Origin of the sequence: Anaerosolibacter carboniphilus, from assembly GCF_014205875.1 — a bacterium.
GTDB classification, from domain to species: domain Bacteria; phylum Bacillota; class Clostridia; order Peptostreptococcales; family Thermotaleaceae; genus Anaerosolibacter; species Anaerosolibacter carboniphilus.
Genome location: NZ_JACHEN010000004.1, coordinates 1 through 25,705, shown reverse-complemented (window position 1 = coordinate 25,705; position 25,705 = coordinate 1). Strand labels below are relative to the sequence as shown.

At 35.3% G+C, this 25,705-nt stretch carries 33 protein-coding genes; 30 read left to right on the top strand and 3 right to left on the bottom strand.

Going from position 1 to position 25,705, the window contains the following annotated elements; translation table 11 throughout:
* The 12 genes from HNQ80_RS04300 (at position 1) to HNQ80_RS04245 (ending at position 11,361) form a co-directional block, all read left to right on the top strand.
* The gene (locus tag HNQ80_RS04300; protein WP_184308512.1) at positions 1-951 is read left to right on the top strand and encodes an aldo/keto reductase; all 951 of its coding nucleotides are present in this window, start codon (positions 1-3) and stop codon (positions 949-951) included.
* Positions 952-968: 17 nt separating this feature from the next.
* Positions 969-1,388: a Holliday junction resolvase RuvX gene (ruvX, locus tag HNQ80_RS04295; protein ID WP_184308510.1), complete on the top strand. Its 420-nt coding sequence runs from the start codon at positions 969-971 to the stop codon at positions 1,386-1,388.
* 10 nt (positions 1,389-1,398) lie between these two features.
* Complete coding sequence (locus HNQ80_RS04290; protein ID WP_184308508.1) at positions 1,399-1,671, top strand: DUF1292 domain-containing protein; 273 nt, start codon at positions 1,399-1,401, stop codon at positions 1,669-1,671.
* Between the two features lie 104 nt (positions 1,672-1,775).
* Positions 1,776-2,501, top strand: a complete 726-nt coding sequence (sfsA, locus tag HNQ80_RS04285; protein ID WP_184308506.1) for a DNA/RNA nuclease SfsA — start codon at positions 1,776-1,778, stop codon at positions 2,499-2,501.
* 359 nt (positions 2,502-2,860) lie between these two features.
* Positions 2,861-3,304 carry a Fur family transcriptional regulator gene (locus HNQ80_RS04280; protein WP_184308504.1) on the top strand — a complete coding sequence of 148 codons (444 nt, stop codon included), beginning with the start codon at positions 2,861-2,863 and terminating at the stop codon, positions 3,302-3,304.
* A 275-nt stretch (positions 3,305-3,579) separates the two neighbouring features.
* Positions 3,580-5,247 (top strand): ribonuclease J, encoded by a 1,668-nt coding sequence (locus HNQ80_RS04275; RefSeq protein ID WP_184308502.1) that lies wholly within the window; start codon positions 3,580-3,582, stop codon positions 5,245-5,247.
* Between the two features lie 147 nt (positions 5,248-5,394).
* Positions 5,395-6,435: an endolytic transglycosylase MltG gene (gene mltG, locus HNQ80_RS04270; RefSeq protein ID WP_184308500.1), complete on the top strand. Its 1,041-nt coding sequence runs from the start codon at positions 5,395-5,397 to the stop codon at positions 6,433-6,435.
* Between the two features lie 76 nt (positions 6,436-6,511).
* Positions 6,512-7,177, top strand: a complete 666-nt coding sequence (locus HNQ80_RS04265) for an O-methyltransferase (protein WP_184308498.1) — start codon at positions 6,512-6,514, stop codon at positions 7,175-7,177.
* On the top strand, positions 7,165-8,406 hold the full coding sequence (locus HNQ80_RS04260) for a peptidase U32 family protein (RefSeq protein WP_184308496.1): 1,242 nt from the start codon (positions 7,165-7,167) through the stop codon (positions 8,404-8,406). The genes HNQ80_RS04265 and HNQ80_RS04260 overlap by 13 nt, the downstream gene beginning before the upstream one ends.
* On the top strand, positions 8,399-9,049 hold the full coding sequence (udk, locus tag HNQ80_RS04255; RefSeq protein WP_184308494.1) for a uridine kinase: 651 nt from the start codon (positions 8,399-8,401) through the stop codon (positions 9,047-9,049). The genes HNQ80_RS04260 and udk overlap by 8 nt, the downstream gene beginning before the upstream one ends.
* A 76-nt stretch (positions 9,050-9,125) precedes the next feature.
* Positions 9,126-10,829, top strand: a complete 1,704-nt coding sequence (locus HNQ80_RS04250) for a peptidoglycan D,D-transpeptidase FtsI family protein (protein ID WP_207726853.1) — start codon at positions 9,126-9,128, stop codon at positions 10,827-10,829.
* A gap of 94 nt (positions 10,830-10,923) precedes the next feature.
* The gene (locus HNQ80_RS04245; protein ID WP_184308490.1) at positions 10,924-11,361 is read left to right on the top strand and encodes a sigma factor; all 438 of its coding nucleotides are present in this window, start codon (positions 10,924-10,926) and stop codon (positions 11,359-11,361) included.
* Here HNQ80_RS04245 and HNQ80_RS04240 read toward each other — a convergent pair.
* A complete protein-coding gene (locus HNQ80_RS04240) occupies positions 11,298-12,947 on the bottom strand; it encodes a recombinase family protein (protein ID WP_184308488.1) in 1,650 nt (549 codons plus the stop codon). The genes HNQ80_RS04245 and HNQ80_RS04240 overlap by 64 nt on opposite strands.
* A 293-nt stretch (positions 12,948-13,240) precedes the next feature.
* Between HNQ80_RS04240 and HNQ80_RS04235 the strand changes: the two genes are divergently transcribed.
* The 6 genes from HNQ80_RS04235 (at position 13,241) to HNQ80_RS04210 (ending at position 17,214) form a co-directional block, all read left to right on the top strand.
* Positions 13,241-14,161, top strand: coding sequence for a DNRLRE domain-containing protein (locus tag HNQ80_RS04235; protein ID WP_184308486.1), 921 nt, complete (start codon positions 13,241-13,243; stop codon positions 14,159-14,161).
* A 173-nt stretch (positions 14,162-14,334) separates the two neighbouring features.
* Positions 14,335-14,619 carry a DUF4183 domain-containing protein gene (locus tag HNQ80_RS04230; RefSeq protein WP_184308484.1) on the top strand — a complete coding sequence of 95 codons (285 nt, stop codon included), beginning with the start codon at positions 14,335-14,337 and terminating at the stop codon, positions 14,617-14,619.
* A gap of 365 nt (positions 14,620-14,984) precedes the next feature.
* Positions 14,985-15,458 (top strand): Lrp/AsnC family transcriptional regulator, encoded by a 474-nt coding sequence (locus HNQ80_RS04225; protein WP_184308482.1) that lies wholly within the window; start codon positions 14,985-14,987, stop codon positions 15,456-15,458.
* Between the two features lie 4 nt (positions 15,459-15,462).
* Positions 15,463-16,188 (top strand): AzlC family ABC transporter permease, encoded by a 726-nt coding sequence (locus HNQ80_RS04220; RefSeq protein ID WP_334297382.1) that lies wholly within the window; start codon positions 15,463-15,465, stop codon positions 16,186-16,188.
* Positions 16,185-16,520, top strand: coding sequence for a branched-chain amino acid transporter permease (locus HNQ80_RS04215; protein ID WP_184308478.1), 336 nt, complete (start codon positions 16,185-16,187; stop codon positions 16,518-16,520). Before HNQ80_RS04220 ends, HNQ80_RS04215 begins: the two co-directional genes overlap by 4 nt.
* Positions 16,498-17,214 (top strand): flavodoxin family protein, encoded by a 717-nt coding sequence (locus HNQ80_RS04210; protein ID WP_330602755.1) that lies wholly within the window; start codon positions 16,498-16,500, stop codon positions 17,212-17,214. Before HNQ80_RS04215 ends, HNQ80_RS04210 begins: the two co-directional genes overlap by 23 nt.
* 456 nt (positions 17,215-17,670) lie before the next feature.
* On the opposite strand, the gene HNQ80_RS04205 is transcribed toward HNQ80_RS04210, so the two are convergent.
* Complete coding sequence (locus HNQ80_RS04205) at positions 17,671-17,850, bottom strand: hypothetical protein (RefSeq protein WP_207726852.1); 180 nt, start codon at positions 17,848-17,850, stop codon at positions 17,671-17,673.
* Between the two features lie 22 nt (positions 17,851-17,872).
* Here HNQ80_RS04205 and HNQ80_RS04200 point away from each other — a divergent pair, with 22 nt between their 5' ends.
* The 9 genes from HNQ80_RS04200 to HNQ80_RS04160 all read left to right on the top strand — a co-directional run bounded on the left by HNQ80_RS04200 (position 17,873) and on the right by HNQ80_RS04160 (position 21,830).
* The gene (locus tag HNQ80_RS04200; protein ID WP_184308474.1) at positions 17,873-18,103 is read left to right on the top strand and encodes a helix-turn-helix domain-containing protein; all 231 of its coding nucleotides are present in this window, start codon (positions 17,873-17,875) and stop codon (positions 18,101-18,103) included.
* Positions 18,104-18,249: 146 nt separating this feature from the next.
* Complete coding sequence (locus HNQ80_RS04195) at positions 18,250-18,858, top strand: hypothetical protein (protein WP_184308472.1); 609 nt, start codon at positions 18,250-18,252, stop codon at positions 18,856-18,858.
* A gap of 56 nt (positions 18,859-18,914) precedes the next feature.
* Positions 18,915-19,121 (top strand): hypothetical protein, encoded by a 207-nt coding sequence (locus tag HNQ80_RS04190; RefSeq protein WP_184308470.1) that lies wholly within the window; start codon positions 18,915-18,917, stop codon positions 19,119-19,121.
* 78 nt (positions 19,122-19,199) lie between these two features.
* Positions 19,200-19,337: a hypothetical protein gene (locus HNQ80_RS04185; RefSeq protein ID WP_184308468.1), complete on the top strand. Its 138-nt coding sequence runs from the start codon at positions 19,200-19,202 to the stop codon at positions 19,335-19,337.
* 76 nt (positions 19,338-19,413) lie between these two features.
* On the top strand, positions 19,414-19,713 hold the full coding sequence (locus HNQ80_RS04180; RefSeq protein WP_184308466.1) for a hypothetical protein: 300 nt from the start codon (positions 19,414-19,416) through the stop codon (positions 19,711-19,713).
* A gap of 1 nt (position 19,714) precedes the next feature.
* Positions 19,715-19,855 carry a hypothetical protein gene (locus HNQ80_RS04175; RefSeq protein WP_184308464.1) on the top strand — a complete coding sequence of 47 codons (141 nt, stop codon included), beginning with the start codon at positions 19,715-19,717 and terminating at the stop codon, positions 19,853-19,855.
* Complete coding sequence (locus tag HNQ80_RS04170; RefSeq protein ID WP_184308462.1) at positions 19,836-20,036, top strand: hypothetical protein; 201 nt, start codon at positions 19,836-19,838, stop codon at positions 20,034-20,036. Before HNQ80_RS04175 ends, HNQ80_RS04170 begins: the two co-directional genes overlap by 20 nt.
* Before the next feature lie 370 nt (positions 20,037-20,406).
* Complete coding sequence (locus HNQ80_RS04165) at positions 20,407-20,631, top strand: hypothetical protein (RefSeq protein WP_184308460.1); 225 nt, start codon at positions 20,407-20,409, stop codon at positions 20,629-20,631.
* A 635-nt stretch (positions 20,632-21,266) separates the two neighbouring features.
* Entirely contained in the window at positions 21,267-21,830 is a 564-nt protein-coding gene (locus HNQ80_RS04160) for a cysteine hydrolase family protein (RefSeq protein WP_184308458.1), read from the top strand.
* 177 nt (positions 21,831-22,007) lie between these two features.
* Here the strand turns inward: HNQ80_RS04160 and HNQ80_RS26615 are convergent, their stop codons facing one another.
* Positions 22,008-22,478 carry a CBO0543 family protein gene (locus tag HNQ80_RS26615; RefSeq protein WP_408626300.1) on the bottom strand — a complete coding sequence of 157 codons (471 nt, stop codon included), beginning with the start codon at positions 22,476-22,478 and terminating at the stop codon, positions 22,008-22,010.
* A gap of 749 nt (positions 22,479-23,227) precedes the next feature.
* On the opposite strand from HNQ80_RS26615, the gene HNQ80_RS04155 reads away from it, so the two are divergent.
* The 3 genes from HNQ80_RS04155 to HNQ80_RS04145 all read left to right on the top strand — a co-directional run.
* A complete protein-coding gene (locus HNQ80_RS04155) occupies positions 23,228-24,292 on the top strand; it encodes an alanine/ornithine racemase family PLP-dependent enzyme (RefSeq protein ID WP_184308456.1) in 1,065 nt (354 codons plus the stop codon).
* Between the two features lie 342 nt (positions 24,293-24,634).
* Positions 24,635-25,261, top strand: a complete 627-nt coding sequence (locus HNQ80_RS04150) for an HAD family hydrolase (protein ID WP_184308454.1) — start codon at positions 24,635-24,637, stop codon at positions 25,259-25,261.
* A gap of 227 nt (positions 25,262-25,488) precedes the next feature.
* On the top strand, positions 25,489-25,705 hold a 217-nt coding region (locus tag HNQ80_RS04145), incomplete at its 3' end, for a transposase (RefSeq protein WP_184308452.1).

Here is a 25,705-nt window from a genome sequence, read left to right as displayed (position 1 = left end):
ATGGAATACAGATTCTTAGGTAATACAGGTATTAAGGTATCAAGATTGTGCTTTGGTGGATTAACTGTAGGACCCCTGCAAGCAAATCTTAACCCAGAAGTTGGGGGAGAAGTCATAGCAGAAGCCTTCCGACGGGGGGTAAATTTTATTGATACCGCCGAACTGTATGGAACATATCCTCATATCAAAAGGGCCCTGTCTATTTATAAGGGTGGTCCCATTATTGTTGCTACAAAATCCTATGCCTATGATGAAGAAACTGCTAAAAAAAGTGTAGACTTGGCATTAAGTGCTATGGATTTGAATCAGATAGATATATTTTTGCTTCATGAACAGGAAAGCGAACATACCTTAAGAGGACATGCTGGTGCACTAAAATATTACTTAAAGATGAAGGAACAGGGCATAATAAGAGCAGTGGGCATATCTACCCATACTGTAAAAGCAGTAAAAGCTGTGGCAAATATGGCTGAAATTGATATTATTCATCCCATCGTAAATAAAGCAGGGCTTGGTATTCAAGATGGATCTGTCGAGGATATGCTAAGTGCTTTGGAAATTGCCAAAATGAATGGGAAGGGAATTTATGGCATGAAACCATTAGGTGGCGGCAATTTGATTCATTCCGCTGATGAATGTTTTCAATTTGTTCTGAATTTGCCCACACTGGATTCTATTGCCGTAGGTATGCAGTCGAGAGAAGAGGTCATGGCCAATATTATGGTTTTCAATGGTGAAGAAGTCCCTCTATCAGTACAGAATAAAATTTCTACGCGTATTCGAAAACTACACATCGATTTTTGGTGTGAGAAGTGTGGTAAATGCGCAGATCATTGTCAACATGGTGCATTAAAATTAGAGGAAGATCATATCCAAGTGAATCGCGATCAATGTGTGCTGTGTGGCTATTGCAGTAGTTATTGTCCTAATTTTTGCATAAAAATTGTTTAGAGATGAGGAAGTTATACATGAGGATCATGGGCTTAGACGTAGGCGACAAAACAATTGGAATTGCTGTGAGTGATGCTCTGGGTTGGACTGCCCAAGGGGTAGAAACCATCAGAAGAACTAATATTAAAGAAGATCTAAAAAGATTAGAAGAATTGGTAAAAGAAAAAGAAGTTCATAAGATGATTGTCGGCTTACCCAAAAATATGAATGGCACTCTTGGACCCCAAGGAGAAAAAGTATTGGAATTTGTAGAAAAGCTAAAAAAACGTTTCAATACTCTAGAAATTATTCTTTGGGATGAGAGACTGACTACCGTTGCTGCTGAAAGAACCCTTATCGGCGCCGATGTCCGTCGAGAAAAGAGAAAACAAGTTATAGATATGGTGGCCGCCACATATATTTTACAAGGCTATTTAGATGGCCACAAAACTAAATGAGGTGATAAAAATGGAAAATGATAACATTGTAACACTCCTTGATGAACATGGAAAGGAAACTGAGTTTGAAGTTATTGCTACATTAGAGGTAAATGAAGCTGAGTATGCAATCCTCTTGCCATTAGATGCAGAAGATGAAGAGGCATTTATTTTCAAAATGGTAGAAGAAGACGGAAAATACACTTTAGAATGCGTTGAGGATGATGAGGAGTTTAATGCTGTTGCTGCAGCCTATGAAGATTTACTTGAAGATGAAGATTACGATGATGAAGAGGAAGAATAAAATTTAAATCAAGGATCTAAGGGAGAGAATTCTTTAAACAAGGGATTCTCTCTTTTAAATTTTGGTATAATAAATAATAAATATTAAATAATGGAGGCATATTTTTGAAGGTACACATAGAAGGCATGCTGCATGAGGCAATATTTATAAAAAGAATTAATCGCTTTTTAGCTGAAATCCAATGGAATGATAGCATTCACAAAGCCCATGTGCCCAATACGGGACGTATGAAGGAACTCCTCTTTGAAGGAGCAAGGGTTATAGTCAGATCTATAGAAAATGAAAAAAGAAAAACAAAATTTGACCTGCTGATGGTATATATGGATCAAGGATTGGTGGCGATTGATTCAAAGCTACCCAATGTCATTTTAGAAAATGCTTTTCGTACGCATGGGATAGGTCACTTATGCAAATATGATTTCTTCAAAAAAGAGGTACAATATGGTAATAGTCGTATTGATCTTCTTCTAAATAAAGAAAAAGAGCTGGCTTTTATAGAAGCCAAATGTGTAACCTATGTGCGGGATGATCATGTTGCTTCTTTTCCGGATGCGCCTACTGAACGAGGTAGAAAGCATGTTATCGAACTAATGAATATTGTAAAAGAAAATATGAGAGGAGTCGTAATCTTTGTTGTGCAACGGGAAGATGCCCTTTATTTTACACCGAATCAAGAAAGAGATCCTGCTTTTGCAGCAGTGGTAGAAGAAGCTGCAGCGGTAGGGGTAGAGTTCTATGCCTTTACATGTAAGGTTTCAAAGAATGAGGTTAAAATTGATAAGGAAATCCCAGTAGTATTGACACACAGAAAGAATAATGATAACATATAATTGATAATAGATATCATTAGAAAACAGCTTTTTTAGAATTTATTTTTAATTATGAAATGATTCTATTATAATTTCAATTGGGAGATGAAACTATGAGCCTTATTTGTAAAGTCTGTGGCAACAAAATAGTAGATCCTCAAACCCAAAGATGCCCTAGGTGCTATAGCATAGTAAAACAGCCACCTAAATGTGGAGATTGTAAAGGGTGTGGGATAGGTTTAAAGAATTGTAATAAATAATCATATTTCTGTTCATTTCGATAATTCTCACTTGAATTCTAGATTCATCCTTGACTTTACTAATTTTTACAATTAAACTATTAAGTAAGATGCTTTATTAATTGAAAAAGAGGTGTGACAATGTCAGAAATGATGGAAAGTTTAAAAGATAAATTAAAAGAAAAAGGTTATAAGCTTACGCCTCAAAGAAGGGCTACATTGGATACAATTATGGAAAATCAAGGAAAGCACATGAGTACTGAGGAAATCTATGATCTCGTGAAGGAAAAATGTCCTGAGATAGGGTTAGCAACAGTATATAGAACCCTTCAGCTCTTAGATGAATTAGGTGTGATTTCTAAAATTAACTTCGATGATGGCTGTAGCAGATACGAATTAAATAACCATGAGGAAGATCATCAACATCACCATTTAATATGCTTAAAGTGTGGCAAGGTTATTGAAGTAGAGGTGGATTTACTGGAGCCCCTTGAAAATGAGATTGAAGAGAATTATAGCTTTGAAATCAAGGATCATAAAGTTAAATTTTTCGGATACTGTAATACTTGTAAGAAAATCCTGTAACGCTTTGTACAGGGTTTTTTTGATGGGCAGAAGCTGAAATGGATAGAAATATATTCCATAAAAGAATTCGATATTTTGATGCAAACTAGGTTTACTTATGATGAAAATAGCAATAATAAATGATAAAGGCAGTAATGGTGCTGTAATGCTTTTATATTGCTAAGATATGCCAAATACAGTATAATAAACTTAATGCAATCTGTTCGTTTGATTTCTTTTTTGGGATACATTTAGGCCGGATTAGTATACATAGTTGAGATAGGGAGAGTGATTACGTGGCACGTAAAATAGCAAAAATTAAAGTAATTCCTTTAGGTGGGCTAAACGAAATCGGGAAAAATATGACGGCCTTTGAATATAAAGATGATATTATTGTCATAGATTGTGGTATGAGTTTTCCTGAAGATGAAATGTTAGGGATTGATATCGTAATACCAGATATCACATATTTAATGAAGAACAAGGAAAAGGTTCGTGGAATCGTATTAACTCATGGTCATGAAGATCATATAGGTGCATTGCCTTATGTACTGAAAAAACTAAATGTTCCGATTTATGGAACAAAACTGACCTTGGGCTTGGTAGATAACAAATTGAAGGAACACAAGCTCAGTGGTAGCGTTGAAACTCATATCATCAAGCACGGTGACACAGTGAAACTAGGTGAATTTAAAGTTGAAGCCATTCGAACAAGCCATAGTATAGCTGATGCTGTCGGATTAGCGATTCATACCTCTTTAGGGACCATATTTCACACAGGAGACTTCAAGATTGACTATACACCTATTGGAGGAGATGTCATAGATTTCCATAGGTTAGCGGAATTAGGACAAAAAGGCGTATTGCTGATGATGGCTGACAGTACGAATGTAGAGCGTCCAGGTTATACCATGTCTGAGAGAACTGTAGGAGTAACTTTTGAAAACATCTTCAGAAATGCAAATCAGAGAATTATCGTAGCAACCTTTGCTTCAAATGTTCATAGAGTACAACAGATTGTGAATGCCGCTCATAAGTTTAATAGGAAAGTATCTTTCTCAGGGCGAAGCATGGTCAACGTTGTGAATGTTGCCATGGATTTGGGATATCTAAATGTGCCTGAAGATATCCTTATCGATATCAATGAAATCAACAGATATCCAGACAATGAAATTGTCATCGTCACTACAGGCAGTCAGGGAGAGCCCATGTCAGCTTTATCTAGAATGGCCAACTCCGAGCATAGAAAATTAGAAATACAACCTGGAGATATGGTTATTCTTTCTGCAACACCCATCCCGGGAAATGAAAAAACTGTTGCTCGCGTCGTAAATCAATTGTTTGAAAAAGGCGCAAATGTGATTTATGAAGCATTGGCCGATGTTCATGTATCTGGTCATGCTTGTCAAGAAGAACTAAAGTTGATGCATTCTTTGATCAAGCCCCAGTTTTTTGTACCGGTTCATGGAGAATATAGACACCTTCGACAACATGGTAAGCTTGCCCAAACTTTAGGTATGAATAGTGAAGACATTTTCATTTTAGAAAATGGTCAAGTTTTAGAAATATCAAAGGAAGGTGCAAAACAAACTGGCAATGTAACAGCTGGAAATATTCTGGTTGATGGCTTAGGTGTAGGTGATGTAGGGAATATCGTATTAAGAGATCGTAAGCATTTATCTGAAGATGGCTTAATGGTAGTGGTTGTAACTATTACCAAGGAAAACGGACAGATTATTGCAGGTCCAGATATCATATCTAGGGGATTTGTATATGTAAGAGAATCAGAGGATTTGATGGATGAGGCCAGAGCTGTTGTGAAGAATGCACTACAGTCATGTCAAACAAACAATGTAAGAGAATGGGCATCTTTAAAGTCAGCGATAAAGGATAGTCTAAAATCTTTCTTATATGAAAAAACAAAAAGAAGTCCTATGATTCTACCGATCATTATGGAAGTTTAAAAATTCGCATGTTGTCAATGGCAACATGCGAATTTTATTTTAAGAATTCTGTTAGATTCTGATGAAATTTTGACATCCATAGAGTTGTAAAGTTCTGTAGAGAATTGTATAATTGTATCATATGAATACAAACTTGGAGGTAGAATGATGAAATATTCTACGGCAGAAAAATCTTTTTCAAGGAAAATCCTTCGACTGATGGCAATCCTTATTTCCTTAGCAATATTCTTAGGCATAGGAGGAATTATATACTACCATCAATCCATAGGCCCTGTAAATGTTCAAAATGGAGAGCTGGTGGTTATTGAGATACCCAAAGGTGCATCTACCCTAAAAATTGCAAGCATTTTAAGAGAGAATCATTTGATAAAAAATGATCTGAGCTTTAGAATACTCAGTAAACTGTCCAAGGCTGAGGGAAAAATGCAAGCCGGAAGATATCAAATGAGTACAAGCATGAATGCCAGAGAAATTATCGACAATCTGATAAAGGGAAGCATCTTTAAGGATGCTGCTAAATTTACAATACCAGAGGGGTTTGAACTTAAACAGATTGTGGACCGTCTAGAAAGCTTGGGTTTAATAGACCGAGAAAAATTTATGGAACTCGTTAACAATGGCGATTTTCAATATGAATTTTTAAAAGAAATTCCCAAGGGTGAAAATAGACTAGAGGGATTCTTGTTTCCAGATACCTATGAGATTGCTAAGGGTGCCACAGAGGAAGAAATCCTTACAAAAATGTTAGATCGGTTTGATGAAATATTTACCGATGACTACTACCATCGTACAAAAAAACTGAATATGACAATTCAAGAGGTGGTTACCTTAGCATCTATTATTGAGCGAGAGGCACAACTTGAAAAGGAACGACCTATCATTTCTGGAATTTTCCACAATCGCTTGAACAAGGGTATGCTATTACAGTCTTGTGCCACAGTTCAATATGTATTGGGAGAACGAAAAGCAAATCTAAGCCTTAAAGATATCGACATTGATTCACCTTATAATACCTATAAAAATATTGGATTGCCGCCAGCGCCTATTGCATCACCTGGTAAAGCATCCTTAGAAGCCGCCTTATATCCAAGTGAAACCGACTATTATTATTTTGTCGTGAAAAGTGATGGGGAGCATTCCTTTAGCAAAACATATGAAGAACATTTGAGAGCAAAGAATGGTAATTAATTTATAGGGAAAAATAATACGTGGATAGATGCCACGTATTCATTTTTGCCTTATTACGAAAAAGGAGTTGCTGCATTTGAACAATATTGTAAATGAAGCAGTAGAAGCTTATATCAGAGATGTGCTGCCAAAGAGTAAAGGCGTCTTAAAAGAAATGGAAGCCTATGCAGAAGTCAATCATGTACCGATTATCCACCCAGAGGTTGCAAAGCTTCTTGAGGTTTTAACAAAAATTCATAAGCCACAACAGATCCTAGAGGTAGGTACTGCCATCGGTTATTCTGCCATGATTTTGTGTAATGCCTCAGATCAAGGCCAACTCATCAGTATTGAACGAAGAACGGATATGATTGAAAAGGCAGCGTCTTATATTCAGCGTGCTGGGCTGGAAAACCAAATACGTATCCTTTATGGCAATGCAGAAGAGATACTGCCAACAATAGATCAGAAATTCGATATGATCTTTCTCGATGCAGCGAAGGGGCAGTATATGGAGTTTCTATCCTCATGCATCCATCTTCTTCGAGAGGGAGGTATATTGATTTCAGATAATGTACTATATAAGGGAATGGTTGCATCCAATGAGTATGTAATTCGCAGAAAAAAGACCATTGTTAAGCGTATGCGAACGTATCTGGACTATATCATGGATCATACCAGTCTTACATCTTGTCTCTTGCCTGTTGGAGACGGAATAGCAATCAGTTATAAAAATACGGAGGTGAACCTATGCAAAAAGTAGAACTTTTAGCACCCGCAGGGGATCTGGAAAAATTAAAAATTGCATTTATTTACGGTGCAGATGCCGTTTACATAGGGGGACAAACCTTTGGGTTACGAGCTAGTGCCAGAAATTTTTCCTTTGAAGATATGGAGGAAGGAATCAAGTTTGCCCATGAGAGAGGCAAAAAAGTGTACGTAACACTGAATATCATTCCCCATAATGAGGATCTTCAAGAATTACCTGGGTATTTGCAGCAGCTAAGTTCATTAGGCATCGATGCTCTCATTTTGTCTGATCCAGGGACTTTGATGTACGTAAAGCAATATGCGCCTGATTTGGAAGTACATCTAAGTACACAAGCTAACAATACGAATTTCATGAGTGCTCGTTTCTGGTATGAGCAGGGTATTCGAAGAATTATTTTAGCCCGGGAGCTTTCTTTCCAAGAAATTAAAGAGATAAGAAACAATATTCCTGAGGATCTGGAACTGGAAGCCTTTGTCCATGGCGCAATGTGTATTTCATACTCTGGGAGATGCCTACTCAGCAATTACATGGTGAATCGAGATGCGAATAGAGGAGAATGCGCCCACCCATGCCGATGGAAATACTATCTAGTAGAAGAGAAAAGACCTGGAGAATATATGCCTGTCTTTGAAGATGAAAAAGGTACATATTTCTTTAATTCCAAAGATTTATGCATGATTCAATATATACCTGAGCTCATTGATTCAGGGCTGTCTAGCCTAAAAATTGAGGGTAGAATGAAGAGTGTCTATTATGTGGCCAATATTGTCAGAGTTTATCGGGAAGCCATTGATCAGTATTATAAAATGGGTACCAGCTATCAGTATAACCCTGAGTGGCTTGAAGAAATCAAAAAAGCCAGCCACCGTGACTTTACTACTGGGTTCTATGTCGACAAGCCTGGCCCACAAGAGCAAATCTATGGAACCAGTGCATATGTCAGAGAATATGACTTTGTAGGATTGGTTATTGACTATGATGAAAAGACCCAAATTGCCGTTATCGAGCAAAGAAATAGGATATTTTTGGGAGATGAACTGGAGATTATCGGTCCTGACATGAAGATATTTACGCAAATTGTAGGGCAGATGTGGAATCAAAATAACGAAGCTATAGATGTGGCACCCCATGCCCAACAAATTATCAAAATGAAGATGGAAAAACCTGTGAAGAAATTTGATATATTAAGAAAAGATAGGAAGGATGATCGGGTTGAGTAGACCTATATTGATTGGAATAACAGGGGGGACTGGGTCTGGTAAAAGCACCATAGCAAAAGCTATTTTTGAATGCTTACCCGAGAAGAATATTACTATTATTGAGCAAGATTCCTACTATAAGAACCAAAACCATCTTTCTCTAGACGAAAGAGTACATACGAATTATGACCATCCCTTGGCCTTTGATACAGAATTGTTGATTGCCCATTTAAAAGATTTACTGGATGGGCAGACTATACAAAAGCCTATTTATAATTTTTCCATACACACAAGGAAGCAAACAACGGAGATTGTTGAATCGAAGGATATCATCATTTTAGAAGGGATTATGATTTTAGATGATGAAAAGCTAAGAAGTTTGATGGATATCAAAATCTTTGTGGATACAGATCCGGATGTACGAATTATTCGTAGAATCTTGAGAGACATTAAGGAGCGTGGAAGAACCTTAGATTCCGTTGTTGATCAATATTTAAATACTGTACGTCCTGCCCACCAACAGTTTATTGAGCCCTATAAGAAATATGCCGATATCATTATTCCTGAGGGCGGATATAACAAAGTAGCCATTGATATCATGGTGGCTAAGGTAAGATCCATTATATATGAAAAGCAAAATGGAACCAGTATAGAACTTTTATAACGTATACGCCTTTCTGAAGTTGGAAAGAATTAAGATATCCAATTTACTCAGGAAGGTGTTTTTTTTGCAAACAAGAATGGAAAAGAAAAAGCAAGAACAGTGGGCATCTCTTGAACCAAAGAACCAAAATAGATTATTTATTATAGGCGTATGCTTTACACTAGTGATTCTTGTACTTATTGGCAGATTAGCATTTATTCAAATTATTAATGGGGAGGAATACCAAAAAAAAGCAATGAGCCAATGGTTTAAAGAGCTTCCTACAGGCATGGATAGAGGGAAAATTTTCGATCGAAACTTAATCCCTCTCACTAATAGGAAGACGACGACTAATTTAGTTATTTATCCAGAAAGCTTTCCCAAAAGTGATACAAATATTAAACTTCTTAGCGAGTTAACGAAGTTATCAATCTATGCGTTGAAATATGAAGAGTTAACAGGCAATAGGCCTGTCCAACTGGAAGTAAAGAATTATGATACAGAATTGATCAAAAACGCATTGACGATTAAAGGTGTGTATTCCATGGATAGCGATGAAAGATATAGTCGCACCAATTTAGCTGCTCATGTCATAGGATATATAAACAAGATCGATAATGTAGGTAATAAAGGGATAGAGAAACAATATGATCAAATATTAAAAGAGTATAGATCCAACGCCGTAGGGGCTATTGTGGATGCCCAAAAACGTGTGATACCAGGGTTTGGTTATAGGTCAATGCCAAAAGATTATAGCGGAATCGAAAAAAATGTTGCACTTACTCTTGATTATAATATACAGAAAATCATCGAAGAAGAATTTGATAAACGTTATGAAAAGGGCAGTATTATCGTGCTAGATATAAAAAGCGGAGATATATTGGGATTAATGAGCAGACCCAATTATGACCAAGACAATGTAGCTAAATACTTAGAGAGCAATAACAAGGAGCTTTTCAATCGAGGTATTCAAATCGGTTATCCTCCGGGATCAGTCTTTAAAATCGTAGTTGCAGCTGCTGCTTTGGAGAATAACTTAATCCATGACGATACAATTTTTCATTGCAGAGGCTTTGAAGAAATTGATGGGGTAGTTATTAAATGCAGTAGTTTTGACAAAGGAGGTCATGGTGATATAAATTTTGAACAGGCTTTTGCTGTTTCCTGTAATTCAGCTTTCATTCAACTGGGGCGGCAGGTTGGAGGGAAAAAAATTCTTGAAATGGCTCAACGGCTGGGACTGGGTTCTTTAACAAACATTGAACTGCCAGAAGAGATCCCTGGAAAATTACCAACAGAAGATTATATAAAAGGAGCCGGTATAGGAAATATTTCTATTGGTCAGGGTACTTTGGAGGTTACACCATTGCAGATTGCAAGAATGACTTCCGTAATTGCTAACAACGGAATTTTACAGGACGTAAGCATTGTAAAAGAAATCATAGATGAAAATAATCAACGCATAGGAGAAAGGAAGCAAAAGAATAGCAAAGCTGTTTTATCTGAAGAAGTGAGTAAAAATATTCAAACTCTGATGGAAAAGGTTGTAACAGAAGGGACAGGTTCTAAAATCCATATGGAGGATTTAGGCGGTGCTGCTGGAAAAACAGGCTCCGCAGAAGGATCCTCTGAGGGAAGAAATGTGGTGCACGCATGGTTCACCGGGTATTTTCCTGTTACTTCTCCCAAGTATGTAATCACCATCCTTGTAGAAGATGGTGGTGGAGGCGGCAGCGTGGCTGCACCTTTATTCCATGAAATCAGCAGACGAATTGCAGCTATAGATCATATGAAAGAGTGATCTTCCAAAAATCCTATTTTACAAAGACATGCACATTTCTATCTTTTTTTACATATAATTTTAAATGACCTAAATTTAGGAGGTGGATAGTTACATGTGGGCTACCTTTATCACATTGTCTGCGGTACTGGCAAAGCCATTAATGGCCCTTGTATCCTATGTTTCTACCAACAACTCATTTCCCAAGCCTTTGACTCCAGAAGAAGAAAATCATCAATTGGCCCTTTATGAACAAGGAGATGAAGAAGCAAAAAATATTTTGGTCGAAAGAAATCTACGACTTGTGGCCCATATCGTTAAAAAATATCATAATACCGGGAGAGAAGTAGATGACCTTATTTCCATCGGTACCATCGGATTGATTAAAGCAATCACTACCTTTGATCGTCATAAGGGCACGAGATTGGCTACCTATGCCGCAAGATGTATTGAAAATGCTATCCCTCCATTGTGGAAACATAATACCTCCTACATTGGCGGCATTTGCTTTTTTTCTGAATTCGCTCCAAACATTACTACTTCAGCATTTTGACCATCCCATACAATTTTATCAACTATGCTTTTGATGAAGGTACGCTTGGCCTCTATATCTACAGTATCAATGCTATCGTTAAAAGCTGATAACATATCTTTCATAACATCTAGACTATTTCCTTTTGATTGGTTCATTTCTTCCGATTCCTTAAGGATAAATAGTCTTTCTTTCATTTTAGCAGTTTGTTCGTCTAGTTCATCAATTTGTTTAATAATATATTTCGCAGCTGAAGTATTCTGTCCTTGCGATAGCGATGTTACAAGATGTTGGATAGCTTGCTCATTATTTTTTATATTTGATTCCATCAACGCTATTTCATTTTGAATTGCATTTTGAGAAGTCATGAGGTTCAATCTATCGCTCTTAATATTATCATACAGGTTAGAATCTGACATAGCCATTTTTTTGATTTCATCGATGATCATCTGATCTAGATCATTACCCTTCACATTGTTCATGTTGCATTTTGTTTTTTTACTTTTTTCCTTCATTTCGCACATATAATAGAATAATTGAATTCCATCGCTGTTTTCTCTTCCCATCTTAGGTCTCATATAACTTCCGCAGTTACCACACCGAAGAATCCCAGATAATAGACAAATAGAGTTTTTTACTTTTCTAAAGGCCTTTGACTTGTTTCCTAATAAAAGCCTCTGGGTCTTAATCCACTGACTGCTTTCTATTATCCCTTCATGAGCTCCTACAGCAATAATCCACTCGGAAATGTCCCTAATTCTCCCTGACGCGTTTTTTTTATCCTGCTTGGTCTTGTTGTATGCCATTACTCCATATTCCCCTGTAAACTCATTTTTATGACTGTAGATTTCATAACCATTTTCACTCATATAATCATATAGTTTTTCGTCAGCTATAGCATAAACAGGATTGCTAAGCATAGCACGCAGAGAATATCTTCTAAAGTCTGCATCATTTTTACTTTTTATGTCGTTCATGATACAAAACTGTTCAACTTTAGTGAGAGATTTTAGTTCAACATATTTATCAAATATGAGTTTCACGACTTCTAACTCATCAGAAATAGGGAAGAGGCGAAACATTTTTTTCTCTTTGCCAGATGGATCAGAATAGGTGACCTGTTCGCTAGTATAGCCAGTTGGAGCAATTCCACCTAACCATCTTCCTGTCTTAGCAAGCTGCATCATATTGTCGCGAATACGTTCTGCAATGGTCTCACGTTCTAATTGAGCGAATACAGAGGCTATGTACATCATTGCGCGACCCATAGGGGTAGACGTATCAAATTGTTCTCTCATGGATATGAAAGCAATATTTTTGTTTTGTAGGATTTCTATTGTATCTGAAAAATCAGAGATATTTCTACTGATCCTATCTAGTCTATAACACATCAAAACATCAAATTTGCCTTTCATGGCATCCTTCATCATTAATTGAAATTGAGGTCTATCTGTAGTACCTCCAGAGAAACCTTCATCTTCATAGATTAAAAATTCATTAGTATCAAAATGTTTATTAGCATATTCTTTACACAGTTCAATTTGATTGTCTATAGACTCACCTTTACCAGTAAACTTGGATTTTCTTGAATAGATAGCTATTTTCATGAGATCACCCCAACTTTTAAAATATAGCGTAGTACTATTATATAATTTTTACTGCAAAAAAGAAAAGCTACTATATAAGTAGCCGTATTTTTATAATGGTGGCTTATAATTTCTACAAATATTCAATGTAATACATATTTAATGAACTTAATTTTAAAAGAGATACAGTCGTCAAGTGGAAATTGGAACAGAATCTTTGAATTTCACTGCTATTATTCTGTGATAAATTATATTTAAACTCTGTAACTGTAACAGCTCATCCACATAGAATGTAGTGGAAAGGAGTGATTGCTGTGCCAATACTAATGCTAACACCTATAGACGCAACAATTGTATCGCAACTACAACCCAATCAGAACTTTGGACCACAGGAGAATCTTTTCGTGGGTCGAACTGTAACTCCAAATGATGTATATAGGAGTCTACTAAAGTTTGACCTATCTGCAATACCACCAGCGTCTATCATTACAAATGCAACATTAAGGCTACTATTTTTTCAAAAGATAACACCTGGAATACAACCGCTCACAGGCTTTAGGTTATTAAGTGATTTTTCCCAAGATACAGTGACATGGAACACTCAGCCACCAGCAGGTGAACCTGTACTTGAAACTCCTCTAAATAGCGATCTTGTAGGAAATTATATTTATTTGGATGTAACGCCACTGGTACGGATCTGGTATAACGGATTCTTTTCTAATAATGGAATCTTGCTTACCACCTTTGAGAACCAAACCAGCTTGATGGGATTTAAAGGATATGATGATGGTATCGTAGCAAATTGGCCAACCCTCATTGTAGAGTATGAATCTGCTATTGGACCAACTGGACCAACAGGTCCAGCAGGAGCAACGGGAGCGACAGGTCCAGCAGGAGCAACAGGACCTACCGGTGCTACAGGACCACTACCCGAAATAACTATTGTCCCCTTTATTAATAGGTATTATTATATTGTGGAATCTGATTTGATTTCACCAGACCCAATAAATATCCCAGCAAATTTATTCAAAGACGACTCAGGAGATTTCACTAATCTTTTTTTGGGTCTCGGCCCGAATAGTTATAATAATTTATTTATAAATGGGATATTGCAAATAGGCAAAACATACAGTATAAGTCCGAATACATTGACTTTAAATACCGAAGGTACCACTATCTATAGAGGTACGCCAATAACTTTAGAAATCATTCAGTTCTCAGTTTTGACCTCTTAACAGTGAAGCAGCGAAATTTACCATTTTCATTTCAGTAATTTCTTACATTATTTTGGTGTTCGCCTACATTTCTCTTCTTTTTTACAAACAATTCTTTTTAATAATTTATGCTAGATTGTCCTTACATTTTTGTACCTAACTGAATATATTAGAGGTGAAAGGGGGTGAGAAAAATGCCGATAGTTACACCGTACCAAAACAGTAGAAGATTTATTTCAACAATTGGTGCTGGGACAGGAACCGGAGCAACATTTGCAATTGCCGCTACGGCTTTTACAGATGATACGGGTGCGGCAGCAACAGCATTTCCGAGCACATTTAATTATTACAATTTATTTATTAATGGAATACTGCAAACAGCTGATACGTCAACTGTTACCACAACAACGATAACTATTCCCGGAGGCGATGTTCTGGATCCCGGGACTCCTGTTATTGTTCAATTTGTCGTCTCTTAATCCACATGTCGCATAATTCTCGTGGGGTAATTACTCCTAAGTAGAGTAAATATGCTATTGTAGAGCAATTTTGTAGCATGTACTTTCTAAGATTGAACACTGAGAAATCAAGAAGCATCATCATACGATGGTGCTTTTTGTTATGCATAAAAAAGTTCTGACTTGCATATTTGTAGACTAAAAGTAACGCTCGTAGGATTAGTTGATATTATACCATTATAAAAGTGAATCTCTTATGAGATTCACTTAGTTCTTTTAAAAAAGAATTTAATTTTCTGCTTTTATTTACTATTGATATTTAATGTGATATTATAACTTTTATACAAAATATAATTCATTGAGCTATAAGAAAAGGAGCGTTTAGTATGGCAATTATTCTTGATAATACGGATAAAGCAATTTTAAGAGAATTACAGGAAGACGGTTCAATCTCAAATTTAGACTTATCAAAAAAAATAGGCCTTTCACCATCAGCTTGCCTTGCAAGAACAAAGAATTTAGTAGAGGCTGGTATTATCAAAAAATTCGCTGCGATTGTTGATGAGAGAAAAATAGGAATGGAGGTTCTTGCATTGGTTCTTGTTAACTTATCACCTCTAAATAGAGAAACAATACATTCATTTTTAGAGGATGTAAAAAGATTTCCACAAATTCAAGAGTGTTATACACTTACAGGAAGCCACGATTATCTCCTTAAGATTGTGGCAAAAGATATGGAGAGTTATAGGGATTTTATCATTGATTCATTAATGCAGAATACTACTATCAGCAGTCTCGAAACTAGTATGGTTATGGGGATAGAAAAAAGAACTATCAATGTACCAATTGATGAAGTTTAGTGGGGTGGTAAATTTGGAAGATAAAATAAGAGCATTAAAGGCAGCTTTTCCCTGTACGATTCCTGTACTTACTGGATTTACTTTTTTGGGTATTGCATATGGGATATTGATGAGCAGTAAGGGTTATGGCGTAGGATGGACAGTTTTGATGAGTCTTATGGCGTTCGCAGGTTCAGCTCAATATGTGGCAATTACTTTTCTTACATCAGTTTTTAATCCTATATATGCATTGCTAATGACGCTAGTGGTAAACGCCCGGCATTTATTCTATGGTATTTCAATGCTTGATAGGTATAAAGGCGCTGGTAAGCTAAAACCATATCTTATCTTTGGCTTGTGTGATGAAACGTTTTCTATCGTGTGCTCAGCTGAGCCTCCAGAGGGTGTAAATAGGAATTGGTTTAGTTTCTTTATTACACTCCTTAACCACAGCTACTGGGTGTTAGGTTCAGCTATTGGCGGGATGTTGGGTTCTATGGTTTCATTTAATACAAAGGGTCTTGATTTTGTGCTAACCGCCCTTTTTGTTGTGATATTTGTGGGACAATGGAAAACCCAGAAAGATCATAAACCTGCAGTAATCGGTGTTTTATGTTCTATTATATGTTTGGTTGTTTTCGGGCAAAGTAATTTCATTATTCCTTCCATGATTGCTATACTGGCAGTATTGATGATATCCAGAAAAGAGTATATGGAAAAGAAAGAACTAATAGAGGAGATAGTACAATGACTTTAACACCTATTCAAACTTTTATTATTATTTGCATGGTAATGATTGGTACCATGATAACAAGGTTTTTCCCTTTTATTCTATTCCAAGGTACTAAGTCAAGCAATTCATATATCGGTTATCTTGGGCAAGTTTTGCCCTATTCTGCTATTGGTTTGTTGGTTGTATATTGTCTTAAAGGCGTTAGCTTTAAAAGTGCTCCATATGGGATTCCAGAGGCAATAGCGATCATTTTCATAAGCGTGCTTCATTATTGGAAGGAAAATACCCTTTTGAGTATTGGGGCAGGTACGGGTATCTACATGGTACTTGTTCAAAGGGTTTTTATTTAAGAATAGATTAATAGGCTTTCTAAATCTAGACGCATTCTTTATTCTTGGTATGAAGTATTGCTTTGGGGTGCGTATTTTGCTTGATGTATTTATCAATATATGGGGGGATAAAATGAAATATTGTATTCTTATAGGTAGCCCGCGGAAAGATGGAAATACATTTAAATTATTAAAGCCCTTTATTGAAGAGCTTGAACTTCATCAAGCTCAATATGATTTGATTTGGCTTTATGATAAACATTTAAAGCCTTGTACTGCTTGCCGGAACTGTCAAAAAGACTGGACAATTTTTGGATGTCCTCATGCTGATGATATGCAAGAAATTTTTGATAAAATATATGATTGTGATGTCGTTATTTTAGCGACACCCATTTATTCGTGGTATTGTACACCACCTATGAAATCGATGCTGGATCGGTTGGTGTATGGAATGAATAAGTATTATGGTGATGAAAAAGGTCCTTCTCTTTGGAGTGGCAAAAAATTAGCTATCATAACCACTTGTGGATACAGACCAGAAAATGGAGCTGATTTATTTGAAGAAGGCATAAAGCGGTATTGTAAGCACTCTCAATTAAAATATGCTGGGATGCTTGCTGAAAGAGATTTCGGTTATAAATCTGAGTTTATAACGGATGAAAAAATTGAGCATTCAAGATCATTTGCGATACAGCTAGAAAATAATAAAGGGTAATCCGATATGATTTTTGATTCATAGTGTACTTTTATTACAAAATACCTATTTGCAATAAAACAAGAGCAGAATTAGAATCTGCTCTTGTTTTATTGCGTGCAACATATATTTAACAGCATTTTCCACGACTTCTTTCAACCTTCAAAATTCAGCTCTTTCGAAACTAAAAAGCTACTTAACTTTTTTCAGCTTAATAATATCAGCTGTATTCTTAGCTGTATTAACAACCAGCACATCTATATCAGTTTGTAGACTCTTTACGTCATCAGAGACGATCTCTAACTTTCCGTTTATTTCTGCTCTAAATTTAGTAAGATCAGAAGTTTGCTAAAAAACAGAATCTAATTTGTTTTCGATCCTATCTACTTTTTCATCAAGCTTCGTAATCTTTTCTAAAGTCTGTTCCATTAAGTGCTCCAAAGAAAACACTCCATTTCATTGTCTATTTCCAATATATTATTTAATCTGCTTAACCATCATTGAAATGCCTTCAAGCATATTAACAACTTGTTTGCTGTTAAGACCATATTTAACTGCATTTTCAGCTACTTCATTCCAACCTTCATCATTTAATTCTTTAGAAGCTAAAAAGTTCTTATATGTAAGAATTGATAATAGTACAATTATAACGTTCAATATTTTCAAGGAGGTGATTACCTTGAATAATTACAAAATAGAAATATCGAATGTAATTAAGGAAGCTAGAACCACTAAAAAATACTCTCTGAGGAAATTAGCTAAACTTACAGGTCTTTCTCATAGTTTTCTAGGAGATATTGAATCTGGTAGAACTAGACCGAAATATGAAAATTTAATAAAAATCATAACAGTTTTAGACATACCATTAGAAGAAATTTTTTTACCTCAAAAGTACGTAAATAATGAATAGTTAAGAAACTAAAGCGTTATACGTAAAACAGGTTACAGTAAAATAAATAACCCATATTGATTATATCAATAAGCGATCAAATACAGAATGGTCAAACAGTTCCGAACAAGCACCGAACAAAAGTACATATTAGGGGGGAGATTACGGTGACTATGCAGTTGTACATCGAGGCTGCTGTGAAAAGTGCTGGGATACCCATATATGAGGTGGCAGACAAAACCCACATATCTGATAAAACGCTCTATAAGATCAGAAGCAGGCAACAACAGGTATCTCCTGATAAAACAGCATTATTGGCAGCAACACTTAGGAGGCCAGAACTAGTTAGATATCACTGTCAAAATTTTGAAATAGGCAGAAACTTTCATCTAGTCTATCTGGACGGAAGAGTTAGGGAAGAAGGCCATGCCATCTTATTAAAGAGCATGAAGGAAATTGAAGAATTTATGGTTCACTTTCAGGAGGCTATGGATATCATGAACAAAAACGTAGATGCACAGGATTACACATCAGAAGAAAAATCATTAGCTAAGAAAATTTTAAGAGAAGCTCTGGATGTAAGGCATTGTATCGAAACTCTTGAAATGTGGTATGCAAAGACTTTTGGAATTGATGAGCTTACAGAAGAGATCAAAGAGCACAACCAGAAGTGCATTGATAGGAAATACGTCGGAAATAGGAGAGTGATACCTCTAAGCAGAGAGATAGCAATAGAAATGTATGATACTTTGAAAAAAGTGTGCCTAATACTTTGAAAATTTTTGGCATAGGACAATTTTTGCATCACATAGATATCAATAGGGGTGGTGATATGGCGAAACAGTCTAATATTGGAATTAGAATTACTGGAATTGAAACAAAAGCTGACAAAGAAGCATTTGTGCAAAAATGTGGAGACTTTTGGATGAGTATAATTTCAGAAAAAATCAACGAACTGTCCATAGATCACCAAAGAAAATTGAAATTTGCAGATGATGTAATTTGTGAAATACATAGACGTGCCGGGCTTAATGGATAGCTGAGGCTATCTTTTAAGAAAAGATTGGACAAGCAGTTTCTAGATTAAATAAATGTTTTGCGAAAGTGAGGTGTTTTCTTGAAGTCCAAGCATAGAACCTGCAGAGAGTGCCAGGGGATGTATTGGAATCTATATGGATACTTAAGCTGTCCTGTTGAAATGACGGAAGAAGATTTCTACGCTATGAATGAAAATGACTACCCAGCAGCTGCATAAGTAGTCAGACAAAAAATACTAGTTACCTGTATCATATCAGATTTACTCTGATTTATACAAGATGGAGGACCAGGCAATGGAGAATAAACAAATTCAGTTCATCGAGGCTTACAATCCTTCCAATGGCATTAGAATCTATGCGCTAGGAGATATGATATTTAATTCTAAAGTCGGAGGATTTAGGGATATAACAATCCCTTGCGTGAAACACACAGATCTTGTCCTAGATGAAAATGAAGATAAGATTTTTACGGCTATAGGGACGGAGATTATACCGTTCTACGATACGAAGTACCTCGAACGGAAACGTAAAGCTGAGTTAGATAATAAGCAAAGATTAGTAGGAAGTACAAAATTACAAATGAGGTGGGGTTAGAATGGTAAACAAAATTATCAGCTTTCAAAATGTTGTTACCCTAAGAATCGTTGAAGCAGATCATCCAGGAATGATCGAGTGTTACAGAAGAAATATCTCATACAGAGAGCTCAAGGAGGAAGATGAAGATAGAAAATACTAGAGATTTACAACCAGTTCAGCAAAGCATATCTATCATAGATAGTATAGACGTTGGAGCAATCCAAGAGACCATGAAGAAAATTGCAATGCTAAAGGCGGTCGTACAGCAAACGTTAAAGCAAGGTCACGATTTCGGAATAGTGCCAGGAACCAATAAACCAACACTACATAGATGGAAATGAGATTGTGGTAATGGTGAGAGCGAAGAGAGACTGGATTATTGATCGATTCAAGCAAGGAGAGTTTATGAGCATTTGAATTATAGAATCATTCAGGAAGGATTCCTCTATATTTCTTTGATTTTTACAGATGATATCAATATCTTTTAATTCATTAAGAAAATTATAAAATTCGTTTTCTCTTAAATAAGTAGATAGAAAAGTCAATACTAACACCCCTTAAATTGCATGATAATTACAATTGTAAGTTGTTTGAGTGGTGAAATCAATGGTTTAGCTGACAATTAATATTAAAATAGTACGTCCATTTAGATTTAAAGACTTATATTAGAGTGAAATAAATATTTAGCACAGTAGGAAAGGGGAATATGAAATGTCATTAAAAATTATGAAAGTAATATGTCCGAAATGCAAGAAAGGAGAGTCTGAAGGGCTAAGAGAAAATTGTGTTTGTAATGTTTGCGGTTCTAAGCTAAGTGACGATATCATTAAATACAACTTGGATAAAGCGTGGGAAGAACCATATATCGACATATCCCACGCTGGATTTGAATTTGCCCAATGGTGGGATAGTGATGCTGGTTTTTCACTAGAATAGTCGATAGAATAAGATTTTACAAATAAAAATACGAAACACCTTAGGTTTCGTACTTGCTTAAGTATAGTCTATGATATTCGGCTATCTCTAGATTGAGTATCCTGCTAGCAGATTGGACGTTTGAATCTAAAAGATCATAGTCTGTTTCTTCTAGTAAGTCATGCAATGCACCTCGTATAACTTCTATATGATTAGAAAGCTCGATTAAGCTGGACATTAAATTTAATCACCCCCGGCCATTATAATTCTATGCGTAGTTAGGAAGTTATATACAGAAATGGAATTTAAGATAACGAAAGATTTATGCTTTAATAAAAAGCTACCCACTATATCGGATAGCAAAAAAGAAGGGGAAAAATGTAGGACAAAGGGGATTTGTCCCATTACATAATATACAACCTATATGAAATGGTTACAGAATTGAGGTTTAACGCAAGATGGTTATATTTCAACGTTAAGATGAAACAGAAAAAACAGTAATGATCTTTGAAAACTGAATAATACGGTATTTTGGAAATGGAAATATTTAATTTATATTGAAAATTTTGGGATAATAATGTAGGAATTATGATATAATTTCCTTGTTAGTTAAGTCAAAAATGTGGAAGATGGCTTAAGAAAGCAGGAGGTAAGTAATGGAAGAAAAAGAATGCCCAAAGCCACAAAAAGCGCTATTAGTAATAGACATCCAAGAAGATTATACTGGAATAACTGCAAAATCTCCATTTCCATACAAAGACTCTGAGAGATTAATTACAACTGTGAATAAAATCATAGAGGATGCATCTAAAAAGAATATGCCTATAGTGTATATACGACAAGAATTTGATGGTTTTTTGGGTAAGATAATATCGAGAGTTGTCGGTCATGGAACAGCTATCAAGGGGAAACCAGGAACTGAGCTAGATAAACGGATCACGATAATGTCCAACCACTTTTTTTCAAAGCCGATGCCAGATGCGTTTTCCAATCCCAAACTTGAAGCTTTTTTAGCTGAACAACAAGTAAAAGAACTATACCTTGTTGGATTAGATGCAGCAGGATGTGTTTATCATACAGCAAAAGGTGCCTTGAAACACGGATACAATGTTTCAATTTTCAAAGACGGAATTGTATTACTTAATGAAAATAAGTGGGATAGTTTACTAAATAAGTTTGAGCAGGATAGTGTTACCCTCATATCGAGTAATGAATTTTAGGAACTCAATGCAAAGACAAGATGTTAATTTGCATTCTTCACATTAATGGCCTAACTATTAAGTAATACAAACTCTTTAGAATACCGTATTATTCAGAAATGAAGCATACGGTATTTTTACATTTAAGTATAAATGATATGTTAATATACTAAATTTACATTTAATTCTTTTAATACATTAGTTTATGGACCTGTTAGATTGAAGTTGATTGTAGAATTTATGATGGATATAAAAAATTAGGAAAAGAATCCAATCGGCAATATATGAGTATCTCATATTCCACCATAATCCATATTTCATGGCGTGTGTCTTTATGGCTATAAATTCGATTGAGATAGCTAAAATAGACCAGAAAAAAATATGTCTAGCTATAGATAAGCGAGTTTCATCTTTGGGAAGGGTTTGCAAAAACAAGTATGTAGTCACAAAATATACTCCGAAATCATCTGCTAAATGTCTATTTATACAATGAGATTCACTTGAGGAAGGGTAGTTCCATAAAGGATAATGGTGAATAAGCAAGTCGGTTGTAAGGCCTAAAATAAGAGCCAGATAACATGTTGATAGAAATCCTTTAAGCTTCTTCTTATCAGCAAAGATAAAAAAACATAACCAAGAGATAATAAATAGAATTATTGAAAATGTCATTAATAACTGTCCTTCTTTCAACTGTTGAATTCCTACAGGAATAGTATTTGCTTACTCAGATAATTTAAGCATGTATTGGTTGTAGGGCAAGTGAATTTAAAATAAAATGCGCTAAATATAAGATTTCCGAGGATCCTAACATACTACATAAATCTATGACTCCTGTCCTGAACTCGGCAGGATGGGAGTCCAAGGGGGAAAGCTTATGACAGAAGTGAAGTGCGAGAAATGCGGTAGAACCCTATGTGAATTAGAAGGTAAGTTTAAGATCAAGTGTAGAAAATGCGGCCTTGGAACTACATAACGATAGCGGACCAAGCGTCCCAGTGTATAGCTTTTGATAAAATAGCATCTTTTGAAGTAAATGAATATGATGTAGAATAACTTATTGCAGGAGCTTAGGCTCCTGCTTTTTTTCACAGAAATTTTATTTAGCGAAACTCATTAGAGTTAAAACTTCTAGCCAACGTGTAATGCTATAACCCATTCCCATAAGATGGAATTACATTGTATGCCAATGTCCACATAATAAAAATAAGCTAAACTATAAAATGTTAAATACTACCAAACATTTACATCATATGATACACTAAATTTAGTTGCTGATTTTATATTTGCAAACTATTTTTATTGGTAGACTTTAATATATCGATAGCATTATCCTATTTGGTTTCTGCATGTAAAACAATTTACCTTTATATGTGAGAGATTATTAAATAATGAAATCTAATAACTGGGAGGGTACATAAATGCGAACGCCTTATATTACAATTGATACTTATAAAATTGAGCAAAATACTAGAGCAATTGTTAATCAATGCAAGAAATATGGAATACAAGTAGCAGGAGTTACAAAAGGAACACTTGGAATGGTTGAAGTAGCTCAGGCTATGATTCGTGGAGGTATTAATTGGATTGGTGAATCGCGTTTAGATAACATTGAGCGTTTAAGAAAAAGTAATATCCATACGCCTATACTCCTAATGAGATCACCGCATATGTCAGAAATCGAAAGAATTATTTCACTTGCTGATGTTAGCTTGAATTCTGAATATGAGATTATTAAGGCTTTATCTAAAGCGAGCTTATCGAAAGGGTTAATACATAAAATAATAATAATGGTTGATCTTGGTGATTTACGTGAAGGTGTTTGGCCTAACGAGTTACTCCCTCTAGTTAAAGAACTAATTACCATGAAAGGAATCGAAATCATTGGTCTAGGAACTAATTTAACTGATTTAAACGGAACTATACCAACCTACGAGAATAATAAACAGTTAGTTGATTTGGCTGAAGAAATTGAAGAAAAATGCAAAATAGAACTTCAATATTTATCCGCAGGAAATTCCAGCTCCCTTAAACTATTGGCCTCGGGAAAAATACCAAAGCGAATTAACCATTTTAGAATTGGAGAAGGAATACTTTTAGGGAGAGAAACTATAGGTAGAGAAGCATGGCCTGGCACATCTCAAGACGCTTTTACGTTATATGCAGAGATAATTGAGAAGAAATTGAAACCTTCCTTGCCTGTAGGAGAAATAGGACAGGATGCATTTGGTAATATTCCTGGAATAGAGGACAAAGGAATGATGACAAGAGCTATTCTGAATATTGGTCGCCAGGATACAAATATTGATGGTATAATGCCTAAACACTCAAATATTGAAATACTCGGGGCCACAAGTGATCATTTACTAATGGATTTAACGAAAAATCAAAGTTTAAAACTTGGCGATACTGTCGCCTTTGATCTAAATTATGGAGCTTTACTAGCATCTATGACTTCTCCTTTTATAAATAAAGTAGTGCTATAACAACAAAAAAGGTAATTCTCCTTCTACGATAATTACCATATAAAAGTTCATTATTATGTGACTCAATTTCTCATATGAATGAATACGTTTATTTATGGAACGGTGGCAATTATGTGCATAGGCACCGATCGCTCTAATAGATACCTATTTTTGATCCTTGAAACATATTCTGTATGCGTAAAATGTATCTTTCGAATGAAATAAGAAATCTATTTCATTAAAGGAATTTAATTGATAATATAGAATTAAATAACAAAATTTTCATGTCGCAGTCGTAGAACATTGTTTAACTAGTAACTTTATTGTATAATACCAATTATATTCTACTTAAGGAGATTTAAGATGATTAAATTAATAATTTTTGATTATGACGGCGTGATTGTGGATTCTTTTTCCAATGTTTACGATGTATATAAAATCATTTGTGACGAACTGGTCGTAACATTACCTGATACAGTCGAAGAATTTAGAAAGATCTATGGATATGATTTCCGAGAGTGTTATAAAAATCTTGGTTTGTGCTCAGAGAAACAAAAGAGAGCGATGGAGATTTTTGAAAAAGAAATCATTACAAAAAAGCCGGATATTTTTGATGGTGTCAAAGAGGTTTTAGAGTGGGCTCGTGAGCGTTATACTTTAACTTTAGTTTCTTCTAATTTTTTAGAAGAAATTTCGAAAAAACTTAAAAGTTATGACATTGAAAATTATTTTTCTATGATAGTTTCCAGCGAAATGGATAAGACAAAGGAATTTATAACTATACTTGAGAAATACAATCTTAAAGGCGATGAAGTTATAGTAATCGGCGATAGAATATCAGACTATGATTCAGGTAAAAAGGCTGGAATTGAACATATTCTTTTAGTTGAATACGGTTGGGGATATGATAAGCATAAATTTCCTGAGTGTAAATTTATAATAAATGAGCCTCTGCATTTAATTGATGCAATTAGAGAAATTGACAAATAACCTACTACGTTTTCTTCTTATATTGCGAAATACACAATTACTGATATGGCAGGTGATATCCTGTCTTATTTTATTGCATTAAATGTATATTTCACATAATAAAAAAGTAGGGTATTAATACCCTACTTGAGACTGTTGACAAAGTCCACCCGAAAGGGTGGATATTTTTTATGTGTCAAAAAGGGATTACGAAGTTAATGTAGAATATATAAAGTGAGGTGATGAATATGCTTACTAAGTCTAAGGATAAGCAAACTTCTTATGAATTCGTTATGCTCGAAGAGCTGGTCAAAGAAGACCATTTATTAAGGAAAATAGATAAATACATAGATTTCAGCTTTATCTATGGTGAAGTAGAGGATTTGTACTCTTCAGATAATGGACGCCCATCCATTGATCCTGTAGTTCTTTTTAAGATGACCTTGTTGCAATACTTATACGGTA